Below are 14,967 nucleotides of genomic sequence, written 5' to 3'. Positions count from 1 at the left end.
TGTCCGCCCGCCGGGATCTTCCGGCGTACCGGGCGGAAGCCTTAAAAACTGCCGGAATCTCCGCCGCCGAAATCTCCGCCGCCAAAGTCCCCGCCGCCGAAGCCGCCGTCCCCGCCGCCGAAGCCGCCGCCTCCGCCGTCACCCCAGCCGCCGCCACCACCCCAGCCGCCGTGTCCGCCGTTGAGGATGGAGTTGATCAAAATGCCGCCCAGGATGGCGCCGCCCAGTCCGCCGCCGCCACCACCGCCGAACATGCCGCCCCGGCCAAAGCCCTGGTTCGCGTAGCCGTCGAAGTGCTCAACATCTGCCTGTGCCAGCTGCGCGGCCTGGGCTGCCAGTGCGTGGGCCTGCTGCGCATAGGTGAGGGCGGTGACGGGGTCGGTGCGGGCGATGGACAGGGCATAGTCCAGGTTCCGCTGGGACTCTGCCAGCCGGGTGCGTGCCTCGGTGCCCACGCCGCCGCGCCGCGCGGTGATGTAGTCGGAGGTGGCGCTGATCTGGGCCTGCGCCGACATGATGGTCTGCTGCAGGGATGCCTGCGCGCGCCGGGCCTGTTCCTGCTGGTCGCGGATGCCGGTCAGTGCCTGGTCCAGCGACTGGTGCGCCGTTTCGACCCGCTGCAGGGTGGCGATCGGATCGATCTTCCCGCCCTGGATCTCCGCCTTGACCTGGGCCAATGCCGCCTCCACCGCGGCAACCGGCCCTGCCAGCTCCGCGTGGGTGCCGGACTGGATCATGGCCTTTGCCTGGGCAAGGTCCTGGGAGGTGTCCACCACTGCCGTTTCCAGGCCGTTCCGGGCTTTGTCGAGGTTGGCGGAGACCTTGGAGATGGCGTCCAGGAGCACGTTGGTCTGGTGCAGGCTTTCCTCCGCCGCGCGCACGGCGACGGCGGCCAGGCTTCCTTCGCCTGCGGTGAGCTTTTGCTGCGCGGTTTCGGACGCATTCTGCACGAAGGCCAGACGTTCCTTGGCCTGCACGATGTTGTCGGAGACTTGGACAAGGGCGCTGTCGGCGTACTGGGAGCGCATGGCGGCCAAAGACTGCTCAGCGCTGGCGATCTTTGCGCCGGCTTCCCGGGCCCCGGTGTTGACGGCGGCAAGGGCCTGGGGCGCGTTCTTCTCCAGCTCACGCAGGGAGTCGAAGTCAGCCTTCTGCTCCTGGAGTGATTCCAGGGCGGCTTCGGAGCGCCGGATGATTTCACCCAGCCAGGTCCGCTGCTGTTCCTCGGTATCAGGGATGTGGTCATCCAGCTGCTGCTGCAGCTTGAAGGACTCGGTCATATGGGCCTTCGCCTCGGCAAGGGCCTTGGTGAAGTTCCCGACGGCGGAATCCCCATACTGTGCCTGCGCGAAGCCAAGTTCCTGTTCGCTTGACTTGATGGCGTCGTCCGCCTCGATCAGCAGGGAACCGCTCTTCCGGCGGAGTTCCTCCACGCTGAGCGATGCGAGCGGGTCCAGCTCGGCTCCCTGGGGGCCGTAACTTCCGCTGGAGGCAATTTGGCCCGCAGCCTTCTTCCGGCGGTTCCGGTAATAGAGGTAAGCGCCGCCGCCGGCCACCACCACGCCTGCGCCCACCAGGAGGCCTGCGCCGGCGCCGTCGCCGGAGGACACGCTGCCGCTTCCGCCGCCCGCCGCGTCACCGACTGCTGATGCGGTGTCGATGGCAGCCTGGGCGTAGTCCTTCTTGCCGCCGGCCAGATTGGCGACGATCGCGTTCTGCGTGATATTCGACTTCTTGGAATAGATGGCACTCGCCGAGGACGGCGAGAAGTAGTACTGGCCCGCAGTGGAAATAGCCAGGAGCACATCGGCCTTACCCATCTTTTTCTGCGTTGCGACAGCATTTCCCCAAGAGTTGGGGTCAGACGGGTTCTCGAACGACTTCACCGTGACCACGTACAGGTTGTACTTGTGGTCTTTCAACAGCTTCTGGATGGCGTCCTGGACCTCACCCTTCCGGCTGCCGAGGACGTTGGCGTCATCAACTATGTTGGTGCCGGAAGGGATGGAAACCGGGTCTTCGGCCCACGCGGCGCCGGCGGGTGCCGCCAGCAGTCCGGCAAGGCCGATCACGGCGAGGATACGTTTGAACTTTGACCGCATGTGCAACCCTTCAGCACGCCTGACACCGATTCGGGACGAATCAGTCGTCGAATCCAGCAGCGCCCCCACGCTTGGGTGTGAAGCCGCAGGTCGCTGTGGCAATTCATCTTGATTCTATGGTGCACCCCACAGGCAGTCCATGCGCTCGAATATGCCGCCAGCGAAACGCATTGCCTGCATAACGGCCATCATCAAAGCGTTCAGGAAGCTCTCAGCAAACATCCGAGCTTGTTACAGCGGAACGGTTCATAGTTAATGGCAGACGAGGATGAAAGGAAGTCCCATGACTGAGAATCAAACCCCAGGACCGGTCCCGGAGGACAACCGCGCGGGCAGCCGCGACCCCTGGCAGGAGCAGGGCCGGCAGCAGGCCCCGCAGCAGCCCGGAGACCGGCAGCCGGGCACTCAGTACGGGAACGGATCCGGCTCCACAGGCCAGGACCACGGCTACAGTGCCGGGGACCAGCAGAACCACCCGGGCACGCCCAATCACACAGAGCGGCTCGACCAGCCCTACGGGCGGGACAACCACACCCAGGAACTGCCCGGCGCCCCGCGCCCCGTCTACCCCCAGCGTCAGCCGTTCTATGGCCAGTCAGGCTACTACGGCCAGCAGCAGCAGGACGGCCAGGGCGCCCCCGGCCAGCCGATGCATGGGGCCGGCCACGGCACCCCCGGGGGAGGCGTGGGCCTGGCACCCAATCCCAAGGACGCCCCCCGGCGGAAGGCCACCTTCGGCGTCGGAACCCTTGTGGCCAGCATCCTCGCTGCAGGCTTGGTGGGCGGAGGAGTAGCTACCGTCGGTGCCGCCGAACTGGCGGGACACAACGGTTCCAGCGCGTCAACCGTGGGCAGCAACAGCCAGCCCGGCACGGTCATTGTCAACAACAAGGACGACGTCAACGCCATCACCGCAGCAGCCGTCAAGGCATCGCCCAGCGTCGTGACCATCAGCGCCACCAGCGGCAGCTCGGGAGGCACCGGATCGGGCATCGTCCTTGACGACCAGGGGCACATCCTGACCAACACACACGTGGTGACCCTCGACGGCCAGACTGCGAACGCCACCCTGGAAGTGCGGACCAATGACGGCAAGGTTGTGCCCGCAAAGCTCGTGGGGACCGACCCCATGTCAGACCTCGCCGTCATCAAGGTGGAGGACACCTCCGGGCTCACTCCCGCCACGCTCGGTGACTCCTCCAAACTCAACGTGGGCGATACCGCCATCGCCATCGGCTCGCCCCTCGGCCTGACCGGAACGGTCACGGACGGCATCGTCTCCACCCTCAACCGGACCATCAGCGTGGCATCTTCCGCAGCGCCCAAGGGCGGGGACAACAGCCAGGGCGGCGGCGATCAGGGATTCCAGTTCGCCCCTCCGGGCGGCGGCCAGAGCCAGCAGAACTCGGGCGAGGGTTCCATTGCCATCAACGTGATCCAGACTGACGCCGCGATCAACCCCGGCAACTCCGGCGGCGCACTGGTGAACAGCAAGGGCGAGATCATCGGCGTGAACGTCGCCATCGCGTCCGCCGGCTCGGGCACCTCCACATCCCAGAGCGGCAACATCGGCGTCGGGTTCAGCATCCCGATCAACAATGCCAAGCGTGTTGCCCAGGAGATCATCGACAACGGCAAGGCATCCCACGGCCAGCTCGGCGTCAGCGTCAAGGCCAAGGCTTCTGCGGGCGGGTCCTCCGAATTCTCGGTGGGAGCCGACGTGGCCACCGTTGACCCCAATTCAGCGGCAGGCAAGGCCGGCATCAAGGTTGGCGACGTCATCACCAAGTTCAACGACCTCACCATCGGAGAACCGAACCAGCTGACCGCGGCCGTTCGTGAACAGCCTGCGGGCTCCAAGGTGAAGATCACCGTCCAGCGCGGCGGCAGCGAGCAGACGTTCGACGTCACGCTGGGTGCTGCAGCCAGCTGACGCAGGGCAGCGGCAACGCCAGGCACATGACGACGGCGGCGTCCCCTACCCAGGGGGCGCCGCCGTCGCCATGCCGTTCCAAACCAGGGCCTGACACAGGCGTTAACGGAAGCGGGCGCGCAGGCTCGCCGATGTGGTTAGCTAGGAGCACCCGCCTGCCGGGCACTCCGCGGCCATGACCCACCCGGCTGGCTGTCCACAAGCATGGAAGGCTGCTGCAAACACAGTGGAAGAGACATTGAAGATCGTAGTCCTGGTCAAACATGTACCGGACGCCCAGTTCGACCGTCACCTCAACGGGGAGGGCCACACAACGGACCGCGACGAAAGCATCCTGTCCGAGCTGGACGAGTATGCACTGGAGGCCGCGCTGCAGCTGGCCGAGGCCCGGGGCGGAAGCAAAGCGGGCAACCAGGTGATTGCCCTGAGCATGGGCCCCGCCGGAGCCGTTAACGCAGTCAAGAAGTCGCTGCAGATGGGTGCCACGGAGGGCGTCCACGTCACGGACGACGCCCTGGCCGGCTCCGATGCCGCGGCCACCTCGCTTGCGCTCGCTGCAGCGGTGCGGCACCTGGGCGGCGTGGACCTGGTCCTCACCGGCATGGCCTCCACCGACGGCGAGACCTCGCTTGTTCCCGCGCAGCTGGCTGAGCGTCTTGGACTGCCGCAGGTGACTTTTGCTTCCACGCTGCAGGTGGACGGCGGCCGGCTGACGGCCCGCCGCGACGCCGACACGTACTCGGAAACAGTGGAAGCACCGTTGCCCGCCGTTGTATCCGTCACGGACCAGATCAACGAGCCCCGGTACCCCAACTTCAAGGGCATCATCGCCGCCAAGCGCAAGAGCATCACCACCCTGTCGCTTGCCGACATCGGCGTGGACCCCGCCCACGTGGGCTTTGCCGGCTCCTGGACCGCCGTGACCAGCGCGGAGCAGCGGCCGCCCAGGACTGCAGGCACCATCATCACCGATGAGGGTGACGCCGGCGTCAAGCTGGTTGACTTCCTGGCCGCCCAGAAACTGCTCTAAGAGGGACATCGACATGGCAAACGTACTCGTATTCATCGACAACCCCGGCGCGTCGCTCAAGAAGAGCAGCCTGGAACTGTTGACCCTGGCCCGTTCCCTGGGCGAAAGCACTGTGGCGCTCAATGGAGAGCTCTCCGACGGCGTAGCAGCCGCCTTCGCCGAGTATGGGGTGTCCGGCATCCTGCGCCCGTCGGCCCAGGACCTGGATGACTTCCTGGTGGCACCCAAGGCCGCCTTCCTGGCCGCCGCAGCCGAAAACACCGGCGCCGGCGTTGTCCTGCTGGACAACTCGCCGGAAGGCAAGGAAATCGCGGCACGCCTCGGCGTCCGGCTGAGCGCCGGCGTCATCACCGACGTCGTGGCGGTGGACCCGGACGGCACGGCCCACAAGTCTGTCCTGGCCGGCTCCTACACCACGGCGTGCAGGGCCACCACCGCGGTGTCGGTGCTGACCCTTAAGGCCAATAACGTCACTCCGGAACCTGCTCCTGCCGCCACCAGTCCTGCAACCGCCACAGTGGAGGTCCCGGCAGTTGCTGCAGCGGCCCGCATCACCGCACGCGAGCAGAAGGTGGCCAGCGGGCGGCCGGACCTGACCGATGCGCGGATCGTGGTGGCCGGTGGCCGCGGCATGGACGGCGATTTTGGCCCGGTCGAGGAGTTGGCCGATGCTCTCGGTGCCGCCGTCGGCGCTTCCCGTGCCGCCACTGATGCAGGCTGGATCAGCCACGACGCCCAGGTGGGGCAGACCGGGAAGACTGTTTCCCCGCAGCTCTACATTTCCGCGGGTATTTCCGGCGCCATCCAGCAGAAGGCCGGCATGCAGACCTCAAAGGTCATTGTCGCGATCAACAAGGATGCGGAGTCGCCGGTGTTCGAAATCGCCGACTTTGGCATCATCGGCGACGTCTTCGACGTCTTGCCGCAGGCCACGGCCGAAATCAAGAAGCGCAAAGGCTGACTCCTTGACCGCCTCCACCACAAAGGCACAGATCCCGTTCAACCCGGACACCCACCGGATTGGGCGGGTGCTCTGTTTTGCGGCCCACCCGGACGACATCGATTTCGGCGCCGCGGGCACCATCGCGGCCTGGACGGCGGCGGGCGTGCAGGTCAGCTACTGCATTATGACCGACGGCGACGCAGGCGGTTTCGACCCCGCCCACCGCGCGGACATCATCGCCATGCGCGACGCCGAACAGCGCCGGGCGGCGGACCTGGTGGGCGTCACCGACATCCACTACCTCCACCAGCGCGACGGGTACCTTGAACCGTCCCACGAGGTGATGAAGGAGGTGGTGCGCCTGATCCGGCAGTTGCGCCCCGACGTCGTCCTTTCCATGCACCCTGAAAGGAACTGGCAGCGGATCCAGAAGAGCCACCCGGACCACCTGGCCGTGGGGGAGGCCGTGACCCGGGCAGTGTATCCGGCGCTCGAAAACCCGTTTGCCTACCCGGAGCTGGCGGAAGCCGGACTGGAGGCCTACAAGCTGCCTTGGCTGTGGTTTTATGCGGGACCGGAAGAGCGGGAAAACCACTTCGTGGACGTCACCGCCCACGTGGAAGCGAAGCTGGCAGCCATCCACGTCCACGTCAGCCAGCACCCGGACGTGGCGGCCATGGAGGCCACGGTCCGCGAAGGCATGCTGCTCAACGCCGCCAGGGCGGGCCTGGCCGACGGGCGGAGCGCCGAGGCCTTCCACGTCGTGGCGGTCAATGGGCCCGGGACCATCGCGGGTTTCTGATACTGAAAAAGGTGCCCCGCTCCCTGTATTGGCAAGGAACGGGGCACCTGCGGTTTGAGGCCTGGTGCTAGGCGCCCAGTGGGGCTGCCGCCACAGTAGGCAGGGTGGGTGCCTTGGACCCGCCAGCCGGCTCAACAGTGATTCCCAGTGCGGCGGCGGAGTGGATGCCCTGAACCACCGCAGGCTTGGAGAGAGCTTGTTCGTCCATCAGCCCCTGCGATACCGGTGCGGAGCCGTCCTTGGGGATCAGCCACATCTGGTACACCTTGCCGGCAGGGGGCGCGGGAACCCCGCTCATTTTCACCACGGCCGAGTCTTTGGATTCGGAAATCAGGACGGTTGCCTTGCCGCCGCCGGCCACGTTCACTGAAGCCTCGCGGAGGTCGGAGGCGCGGGCCACCTGGTTGACGGGATCGTTCTGGTCGGCCATGTAGGCGCCGACACCCACGCCACCCAGCGCGATGGCCGCGGCCGCCGCTACTCCCACCAGCCAGCGGCGGGTCCCGGAGGAGCCACGGCGTTCCTCCCGGCGTTTGCGGGCCTGCGCCAGTTCATCACGGCCGGCAAGGCCGTCAACCGCGGCGGTCGGAGCAGCCGCTGCCGTGCTTCCGGCGTCCGGTCCGTCCTGTTTGGGGAACTGCGCGGGCAGCTGGGCCACGATCCGGTCGAACAGGTCCGACGGCGGTTCCTCCTCGGCCCGGAATGTGCGGGCCAGCGTTTCCCGGGACTGCCGGACCCGCGCCAGGAAAGCCAGGCGTTCGGCCTCCGGGGCGGTGGAGATATACAGGTCAATGGCGTCGCGTTCCTGCCCGGTTACCGCATCCAGGGCGTAGAGCTCGGCGAGGTCCACGGCGCGGCCCGCCGCAAGGTCCATGGCTACGGTGTCACCGAAGGAACCTGAACGGCCGTTGCGGCCTTCGTCCATTCCACTCATCTCAACTCACCCCCAAACAGGTCTTCAATCGGATCAGTCCGTCACGGATGCGGGACTTGATAGTGGGCACTGCTGCGTTCAGGCGTTCCGCAACTTCCCGGTAGGTAAGGCCTCCGTAGTAGGCCAGGCGCACGGATTCCTGCTGCGTTTCGGTCAGCGTCCCCAAGCAGCGGACCACCGCCTCCGCCTCCAGTCGGCTGCCCACCTCGTCTGAAACTGTGTCATGGTCAATGTCCTGCGTGCTGGCACCGTACCGTGCCTCCCTGTCCGTGGAGGACTGGGCGGACCGGACCTTGTCCACTGCCCGCCGGTGCGAGATGGTCATCAGCCAGGACAGCGGGCTCCCCGCCTGGGGGTCGAACTTCGCCGCGTTCTGCCAGACCTGGAGGAAGACTTCCTGCGTGGTGTCTTCACTGAGTTCAGGATCGATGAGCACCCGGCGCGCCATACCGTAGACCCTGCGGGAAGTGAGCTGGTAGAACTCGGCGAATGCTGCCTGGTCACCGCGGGCTATGCCGTCCAGCAGGGCCGAGAGGCGTTTGCTGAGGTCGGCAGGGGGGTCGGTCACCGCGGCGGAGCCCTCGGAATTCGGCGCGTTGGGAGTTTCCATTACCTTCAAGCATAAGTCTCCGGGCGGTGAATTTTTAGCACTGCCGTGCCGGCTGCGGCTGTTCTGCCTGGTCCCCGCCTCCAGTAGTGTCACCTGCAGCTCCTTGCCCCGCTCGAATGTCGTCAATAGGCATTCGGTGCGGTTGGCAGGGTGGATGGGCGGCAGCCTGGGAATTTTGCCAGGCCAGGAAAATGCGCCCCTGGATGCCGTTGCTACAGCTTGGCGCCGGCAAAGCCCTGCTGCCGCCATGCCTCGTAGACGGCGATGGAGGCCGCATTGGCAAGGTTAAGGGAGCGGAGGGCCGGGAGCATGGGCAGCCGGACCGTGGCGGTCACATGCGGGTCAGTCTTCAGCTCGGCCGGCAGGCCTACGGATTCGCGGCCAAACATCAGGACGTCACCAGGAGCGTAGGCAACGTCCGTGTAGCTGGTGGTGCCGTCGGAAGTGAAGGCGTAGACGCGCTCCGGCTGGAGGTGTTGCCACGCGTTCTCTATGGTCCGGTGCACGGTAACCACGGCCAGGTCATGGTAATCGAGCCCTGCCCGGCGCAGTTTGGCGTCCGAAAAGTCGAAGCCGAGAGGTTCCACGAGGTGCAGTTCAGCGCCGGTGATGGCGGCGAGGCGGATGGCGTTGCCGGTATTGCCGGGGATTTCTGGTTCATGGAAAAGGATGCGGAACACCACCCCATCCTAGCCACCCGGCGTCAGTGCATGCCGCGCAGCAGCCGGGCAAGGACCGGAACGTTGACAGTGTTGGGTGCGGGCCCGGAGGACAAAAATTCCTTCAGGCCCCGCACCATGCCCGCGGCGTTGACAATTTGGACAGTTTCAAGCGCGCCCGAGGGCCTGCGGTGGTAGTCGATGACCGGTTCGTGGAGGTTGCCGTCGGTGCTGTGCACCACGGTCCATCCAGTCACATTCAGCTCCGGAAAGATGTCCTGCATGGCCCACACCACCTGGGTGAGCTGCGGTGGTGCCACTGCCCGCCCTCCATGGTTGAGAGTGCGGCCGTCCCAGGCATAGGCACCCTTGGGGAGCAGCATTGAGTTGATCAGCGCCAGGCGGTAGCCGGAGAGGACCGCGTGGTCAATATGGCTGTTGTCCGCGGGCGACTGCAGGCCGTTGATGAGCCGGGCCGCGGGTATGGCCGGCAGCACCTGGCGGGTCAGGAGCTGGACCGTCCTCATCTCCCGTTGGATGCGGGCCTCCGCGCCAAAGATTCCCCGCTTCCGCGGCATTCCGTGCACCTGCTGGCGTGCCTGGGACAGTGGAATAAGCGGGACGTAGCCGCCGCCGGACTCATAGGGCGGAACGTAGATTGGCGGGTCGCCGGCGGTGTTCCTGCTGCTGCCGGGCCTGCGCACGCTGGCCGAGGCCCGGCTGCCGGCGGCCGGGGCATCAAAGTGGGCGCCGTCGTCGGACGAAGCGTCCCGGACCATACCCGACCCGTAGGAGCGGTCGTACGCCTTGCGACGCTGCGGGTCGATCAGGGTTTCGTAGGCGGCAGTTACGCGGCGGAAGGTTGCGGCATCGCCGCCTTTGTCCGGATGCGCAGTCCTTGCCGCACGCCGGTAGGCCATCTTGATTTCCTTGTCAGTGGCGGTGACGGCCACGCGAAGGACCTGGTAGTGGGAGCTGTTGCTCTCGGTCAAGCACTCTTCCTTTTCATCATGCGCGGCCTCCTGGTTCCCCGAGGGGTTGCCAGCTGCCCGCCCAGTCTAGCCAGAACCGGTGGCTGGCCTGCACTTACAACGAATGCCAAGGCCTTTCGGGTTCCCGGGGGAGTGGAGTCTAGACTCTTGCCTGCGTGCCTGAACACCGGCCCGGGGGAGCAACGAAAGTGGGGATGGATATGCCGACGACGGCGGGACGGCCAGGCAGGGCCCGGCACAGCGGAGTGCCGCTCGCCCTTGCATGCCTGGGCGCGGCGTTCCTCGGCGGATGCAGCGTGGATGTGCGCGACCCCTCCGCTCCCGCAGCCGTTGCGAGTACTCCGGTGCCGGCAACTCCCACCATCACGCCGGGACACGACGCCGCGGCCGTGGCGGCACGGGACATGCCGTTCGCCGCCGGCGGCACGCTGGCACCCGGAGTGCCCGTGGGCATCTCCGACGAACTGAAAGATGCGCCGGGCTGGAAGCTGGAAAAGGACAGCGTGGCAGGGGCGAACCAATATGCAAAGTCTGATGGCTGCGTTGTTTCTGCCAGGGTCAGCACGGGCCAGGACGCCTTGGTACGCGGGGAGGACCGGGAATCCACTGTTGCGCTTTTCCAGTACCTGGACGCGACCATCCAGCCTTCCTATCTGAAGACGGAGAATCTGCAGTGGGGTGGGACCCCGGAGGAACCAGGCAGGAAGGCGGAGGTGCTGGCGTTGGAGCAGTCGGTTCCCGGTGGACGGTCCACGGCCGTGCTGGCCCGGGTCTTCGGTACCGCAGGCTCGTCTGCGTACATTTCCGTGTCCTGCCCGGATGCAGCGCGCCTCGCTTCAGCCCGCAGCGATGTGGTGCGGTACCTGCCGCTGCTTCCCCCTTCCGCCTAGCCGGCAGGCCGCACAGGGGCGCCGGCGGCTGGAGGGCTCAGCCGCCGGCGGGTCTTCCTGTTCGTCATCCCCGTTGGGGAGGAACGGCCGCGTTTACGCGGTGGTGCGGCTGCTTCCGGTTGCCAGCCGGTTGAGGGCCAGGGCGCCGACCAGCAGTCCGAAGTCACGCAGGGCCACGTCATAGAAGCTTCCCAGCAGCAGCAGGTTGACGATGATCCCCGCCAGCCAGGCGGCCACCAGCAGCGACCCGTACTTGGGCTGCAGCGCCACAGCCAGGCCCGCGATGATTTCGACGACGCCCACGACGTACATGAAGGTCTGGGGCGGCAGTGGTACGACGGCGGTGGCCTGGGGTGCCAGGTAGACGGTCCATTGCGTCAGGATGTTCGTGAATTTGTCCAGGCCGAAAAGGATGGGTGCAACGGTGAAGACAGTGCGGAGCAGCAGGAAGGCCTGCCGCTCTGCGGGCAGGCTCGCCGAGGCATGCTGGGCGGGAACTGCGGATGCTGAGGTCATGATGGGCTCCTTCTAAAAGTGGGTAATGCAATTTTAGAAAGCACACGTTCTATAATCAAGAGATATTGATTTTGGATATGGAGGCTTCCGATGTACCGACTCCCGTGGGTGGACAGGATTGCAGCCGTCGCCTCACTGACGGATGCGAAGAGGCTGCAGCTGTTCGAGCTGGTGGCCGCGTCCCCGCGGCCCCTGGGGCGCGACGAGGTGGCCGAGGCTGCAGGCATGGCACGCAGCACCGTTTCATTCCACCTGGACAGGCTGGTCCAGGATGGCCTGTTGGCGGTGGAGTTCCGCAAGGCCCCCGGCAGGGCCGGCCCCGGCTCCGGGCGGCCGGCCAAGCTTTACCGGCCGGTGGGCGGCGAAGTGAACGCGTCAGTGCCCGACCGGAATTATGACCTCGCCGGGGAACTGATGGCAGCCGCCATCGAGGATTCCGAGGCCGGCGGCGGCCCTGTGGCGGAGACGCTCCGTGCAGCCGCGTTCCGAAAGGGAAAGGAACTGGCAGAAGCGGCCGCCGGCCTTGAGGCATTCCTGGCCGAGGCCGGTTATCAGCCCCGGCCGGACGGCGACGGCGGCTATCAGCTGCCCAACTGCCCGTTCCACCGGCTTTCACGGGCACACACGGCAGTCGTGTGTGACATGAACGGCGCGTTCCTCCGCGGGGCAGCGGTGGGGTCCGGCGGCCAGGAAGACTGCGTGGCCGCGGCTGCCGGTCCCGGTCACTGCTGCGCACGGATAGTGGGCCGAACGGACGGGGCTGTGCCGGGGTAGAAGGGCCCGCGCCCGGGTTGTCCTAAGACGGGCGGGATAGAATTGGGGGATGCCCGCCTACCTCGACCACGCCGCCACCACGCCGCTGTCCGGTGCCGCGCTCGCCGCTTTGACCCGCGAGTTGGCGCGGACGGGCAACCCCTCGTCCCTGCATGGCTCGGGACGCCGCGCCCGCCGTGCGGTCGAGGACGCGAGGGAGGTCATCGCGGCTGCGGCAGGGGCGCATCCCTCGGAAGTCATCTTCACCTCGGGAGGCACCGAGTCGGACAACCTCGCGGTAAAGGGCATGTACTGGTCCCGGGTGGCAGAAGACCCCAGGCGCCGCCGAATCCTGTGCTCCGCCGTCGAACACCACGCCGTCCTGGACGCCGTCGAATGGCTTGAACGCCACGAAGGTGCGGAGGTGGCGTGGCTGCCGGTGGACAGCCAGGGCGTGCTGGACCTCGCAGTCCTTGAAGCTGAGCTTTCCAGGGATCCGGAGTCCGTGGCGCTGGTGTCCGTCATGTGGGCCAACAACGAGGTGGGCACCATCCAGCCGGTCCGGAGGGTCGTGGAGTTGGCTCACGCCGCCGGCGTCCCGGTGCATTCCGACGCCGTCCAGGCGTTCGGCTCGGTGCCGGTGCACTTCAAGGATTCCGGCCTGGACGCCATGTCCATCTCCGGGCACAAAATCGGCGGCCCGGTGGGCGTGGGCGCACTCTTGCTGGGCCGGTCGGTCAAACTGACCCCGGTGCAGCATGGCGGCGGCCAGGAGCGTGACGTCCGCTCCGGCACGCTGGACACCGCCTCCATAGCCGCCTTCGCCGCCGCGGCAGAGGCTGTCATCGCCGCGCTTCCGGCGGAAGCAGCCCGGATTGCAGCCCTGCGGGACCGATTGATTGAGGGCGTCCACGAACGCGTTCCACTCGCTGTCCTCCGCGGCGCCCCAGGCGGCGGCCGGCTTCCGGGCAATGCCCACTTCACGTTTCCCGGCTGTGAGGGGGACTCACTGCTGTTCCTCCTGGACCTGGCCGGCATTGAGTCGTCCACCGGTTCGGCCTGCACGGCAGGCGTGCCACGGCCCTCCCACGTGCTGCTCGCCATGGGCCTTGATGAGGAAACGGCGCGTGGAGCCCAGCGGTTCAGCCTGGGCCACGCTTCCACGGAGGACGACGTCGATGCCCTGCTTGCGGCGCTGCCTGAGGCCTATGCACGGGCCCGGCAGGCAGGCATGGCGGGGCATGAGTCCTCCATCCAGACCGCCGGTACTGCGGCGCGCCAGGCCTCGCGCGGCGCCTGAGGTTTCCCGCCGCTGACGGGCTGGTTTGCCTGCCGCCGTAGAATGGATAGGCAAACATCGTTTCCGCCGCCGTGGTATGCAGTCCGGCTCCGGAAACCAAGCACCCCCAACAGAAAGCCAGCATGCGAGTACTAGCAGCCATGAGCGGCGGAGTTGACTCCGCTGTTGCCGCCGCCCGCGCAGTGGAGGCCGGGCACGACGTCGTCGGCGTCCACCTGGCCCTTTCGCGCATGCCCGGCACTCTCCGCACCGGCAGCCGCGGCTGTTGCACCATCGAGGATTCCCGCGACGCCTGGCGGGCCTGCGACGTCCTGGGCATCCCCTATTACGTGTGGGATTTCTCTGAGCGTTTCAAGGAAGACGTCGTCCAGGACTTCATTGACGAATACGCAGCCGGACGGACGCCCAACCCCTGCATGCGCTGCAATGAACGGATCAAGTTCGCCGCCCTGCTGGAGAAGGCCATTGCGCTGGGGTTCGACGCCGTCTGCACCGGCCACTACGCCAAGGTGATCGAGGACGCGGACGGCAACCGGGAACTTCACCGTGCCGCGGACTGGGCCAAGGACCAGAGCTACGTCCTTGGTGTCCTCACCCATGAACAGCTCAAGCACTCCATGTTTCCGCTGGCGGATGCCCCGTCCAAGGCGGAGGTCCGGGCCGAAGCCGAACGCCGCGGCCTGTCCGTGGCGAACAAGCCGGACAGCCACGACATCTGCTTCATTCCCGATGGCGACACGGCCGGCTGGCTTGCCGAAAAGATCGAGATGACCACCGGCGACATCGTGGACGAGACCGGCGCCAAGGTAGGGGAGCACCCGGGCGCCAACGCCTTCACTGTCGGCCAGCGGCGCGGACTTAAGCTGGGAACTCCTGCCGCTGACGGCAAGCCGCGCTTTGTCCTGGAGATCCGGCCCAAAGAGAACAAGGTGGTGGTGGGCCCCGGGGCGCTCCTGGCGATCGACGAGATCCGCGGCATCAAGGTTTCCTGGGCCGGCCTGCCCATCACCGAGGTGGAAACCGGCGCCGAGTTCGACTGCTACGCGCAAGTCCGCGCACACGGGGACCCCGTTCCTGCGACTGCACGGATGGAACCCGCCACTGACGGTACTGGTGCCAGCCGGCTTGTGGTCCGCCTGGTGTCGCCGTTGCGGGGCGTCGCTCCCGGCCAGACCGTCGTGTTGTACCAGGGCAGCCGCGTGCTGGGCCAGGCCACCATCGACACCGCCCGCTCACTCCAGCGCGCCGCTCTGTAGCAGGACCGATTCCAGGGAGCCGTCCCGGCTGTTGCCGGGACGGTTCTCTGCCGTGCCCTGGATGCCCCCTGCCAAACCCCGCTGCGCCGGCCGCCTGATGCAGAAGGGCGGCCGGGTTGGTATCAACGAGATAAATTTTGTGTTTCAACTCACAGGATTGGCCGTCCTGAGTGCGGACTCTCTGATTGAATCTAGGGATCAGCACTGTGTGCCGGGCCATATGCATCCATGTGGCCGGCGCGCGCGT

The 14,967-nt window shown here is 66.8% G+C and carries 14 protein-coding genes; 8 read left to right on the top strand and 6 right to left on the bottom strand.

The annotated features are described in order from the left end of the window. Nucleotides 1-41 precede the first annotated feature (41 nt). Entirely contained in the window at nt 42-2,102 is a 2,061-nt protein-coding gene (locus tag VXJ37_RS10985) for a TPM domain-containing protein (RefSeq protein WP_331323078.1), read from the bottom strand. Between the two features lie 283 nt (nt 2,103-2,385). Here VXJ37_RS10985 and VXJ37_RS10980 point away from each other — a divergent pair, with 283 nt between their 5' ends. From VXJ37_RS10980 to VXJ37_RS10965, 4 genes are all read left to right on the top strand, one after another. Next, nucleotides 2,386-4,035, top strand: coding sequence for a S1C family serine protease (locus VXJ37_RS10980; protein ID WP_331323077.1), 1,650 nt, complete (start codon nt 2,386-2,388; stop codon nt 4,033-4,035). 238 nt (nt 4,036-4,273) lie between these two features. Continuing rightward, complete coding sequence (locus VXJ37_RS10975) at nt 4,274-5,065, top strand: electron transfer flavoprotein subunit beta/FixA family protein (RefSeq protein ID WP_331323076.1); 792 nt, start codon at nt 4,274-4,276, stop codon at nt 5,063-5,065. A gap of 13 nt (nt 5,066-5,078) precedes the next feature. After that, nucleotides 5,079-6,026, top strand: a complete 948-nt coding sequence (locus VXJ37_RS10970) for an electron transfer flavoprotein subunit alpha/FixB family protein (protein ID WP_331323075.1) — start codon at nt 5,079-5,081, stop codon at nt 6,024-6,026. A 4-nt stretch (nt 6,027-6,030) separates the two neighbouring features. Beyond that, on the top strand, nt 6,031-6,810 hold the full coding sequence (locus VXJ37_RS10965) for a PIG-L deacetylase family protein (protein ID WP_331323074.1): 780 nt from the start codon (nt 6,031-6,033) through the stop codon (nt 6,808-6,810). Between the two features lie 67 nt (nt 6,811-6,877). Here VXJ37_RS10965 and VXJ37_RS10960 read toward each other — a convergent pair whose 3' ends face one another. The 4 genes from VXJ37_RS10960 to VXJ37_RS10945 all read right to left on the bottom strand — a co-directional run bounded on the left by VXJ37_RS10960 (nt 6,878) and on the right by VXJ37_RS10945 (nt 10,005). Beyond that, a complete protein-coding gene (locus VXJ37_RS10960; protein ID WP_331323203.1) occupies nt 6,878-7,735 on the bottom strand; it encodes an anti-sigma factor in 858 nt (285 codons plus the stop codon). A gap of 10 nt (nt 7,736-7,745) precedes the next feature. Continuing rightward, complete coding sequence (locus VXJ37_RS10955) at nt 7,746-8,354, bottom strand: sigma-70 family RNA polymerase sigma factor (RefSeq protein WP_141942301.1); 609 nt, start codon at nt 8,352-8,354, stop codon at nt 7,746-7,748. A 212-nt stretch (nt 8,355-8,566) separates the two neighbouring features. After that, on the bottom strand, nt 8,567-9,034 hold the full coding sequence (locus VXJ37_RS10950) for a tRNA (cytidine(34)-2'-O)-methyltransferase (RefSeq protein WP_331323073.1): 468 nt from the start codon (nt 9,032-9,034) through the stop codon (nt 8,567-8,569). Between the two features lie 23 nt (nt 9,035-9,057). Then, a complete protein-coding gene (locus VXJ37_RS10945) occupies nt 9,058-10,005 on the bottom strand; it encodes a J domain-containing protein (protein WP_331323072.1) in 948 nt (315 codons plus the stop codon). A gap of 155 nt (nt 10,006-10,160) precedes the next feature. On the opposite strand from VXJ37_RS10945, the gene VXJ37_RS10940 reads away from it, so the two are divergent. Then, a complete protein-coding gene (locus VXJ37_RS10940) occupies nt 10,161-10,895 on the top strand; it encodes a hypothetical protein (RefSeq protein WP_331323071.1) in 735 nt (244 codons plus the stop codon). A 93-nt stretch (nt 10,896-10,988) separates the two neighbouring features. On the opposite strand, the gene VXJ37_RS10935 is transcribed toward VXJ37_RS10940, so the two are convergent. Continuing rightward, nucleotides 10,989-11,411: a hypothetical protein gene (locus VXJ37_RS10935; protein ID WP_331323070.1), complete on the bottom strand. Its 423-nt coding sequence runs from the start codon at nt 11,409-11,411 to the stop codon at nt 10,989-10,991. Nucleotides 11,412-11,501: 90 nt separating this feature from the next. Here VXJ37_RS10935 and VXJ37_RS10930 point away from each other — a divergent pair, with 90 nt between their 5' ends. From VXJ37_RS10930 to mnmA, 3 genes are all read left to right on the top strand, one after another. After that, nucleotides 11,502-12,185 (top strand): helix-turn-helix transcriptional regulator, encoded by a 684-nt coding sequence (locus VXJ37_RS10930; protein ID WP_331323069.1) that lies wholly within the window; start codon nt 11,502-11,504, stop codon nt 12,183-12,185. 49 nt (nt 12,186-12,234) lie between these two features. Next, the gene (locus VXJ37_RS10925; RefSeq protein WP_331323068.1) at nt 12,235-13,464 is read left to right on the top strand and encodes a cysteine desulfurase family protein; all 1,230 of its coding nucleotides are present in this window, start codon (nt 12,235-12,237) and stop codon (nt 13,462-13,464) included. A 122-nt stretch (nt 13,465-13,586) separates the two neighbouring features. Beyond that, on the top strand, nt 13,587-14,720 hold the full coding sequence (mnmA, locus tag VXJ37_RS10920; protein ID WP_331323067.1) for a tRNA 2-thiouridine(34) synthase MnmA: 1,134 nt from the start codon (nt 13,587-13,589) through the stop codon (nt 14,718-14,720). The last annotated feature ends 247 nt before the right edge of the window (nt 14,721-14,967 follow it).

This window comes from Pseudarthrobacter phenanthrenivorans, from assembly GCF_036455295.1.
GTDB lineage: Bacteria > Actinomycetota > Actinomycetes > Actinomycetales > Micrococcaceae > Arthrobacter > Arthrobacter phenanthrenivorans_C.
Note: the sequence above shows the minus strand (reverse complement) of the source record. Positions and strands in the feature narration are given on the sequence as shown.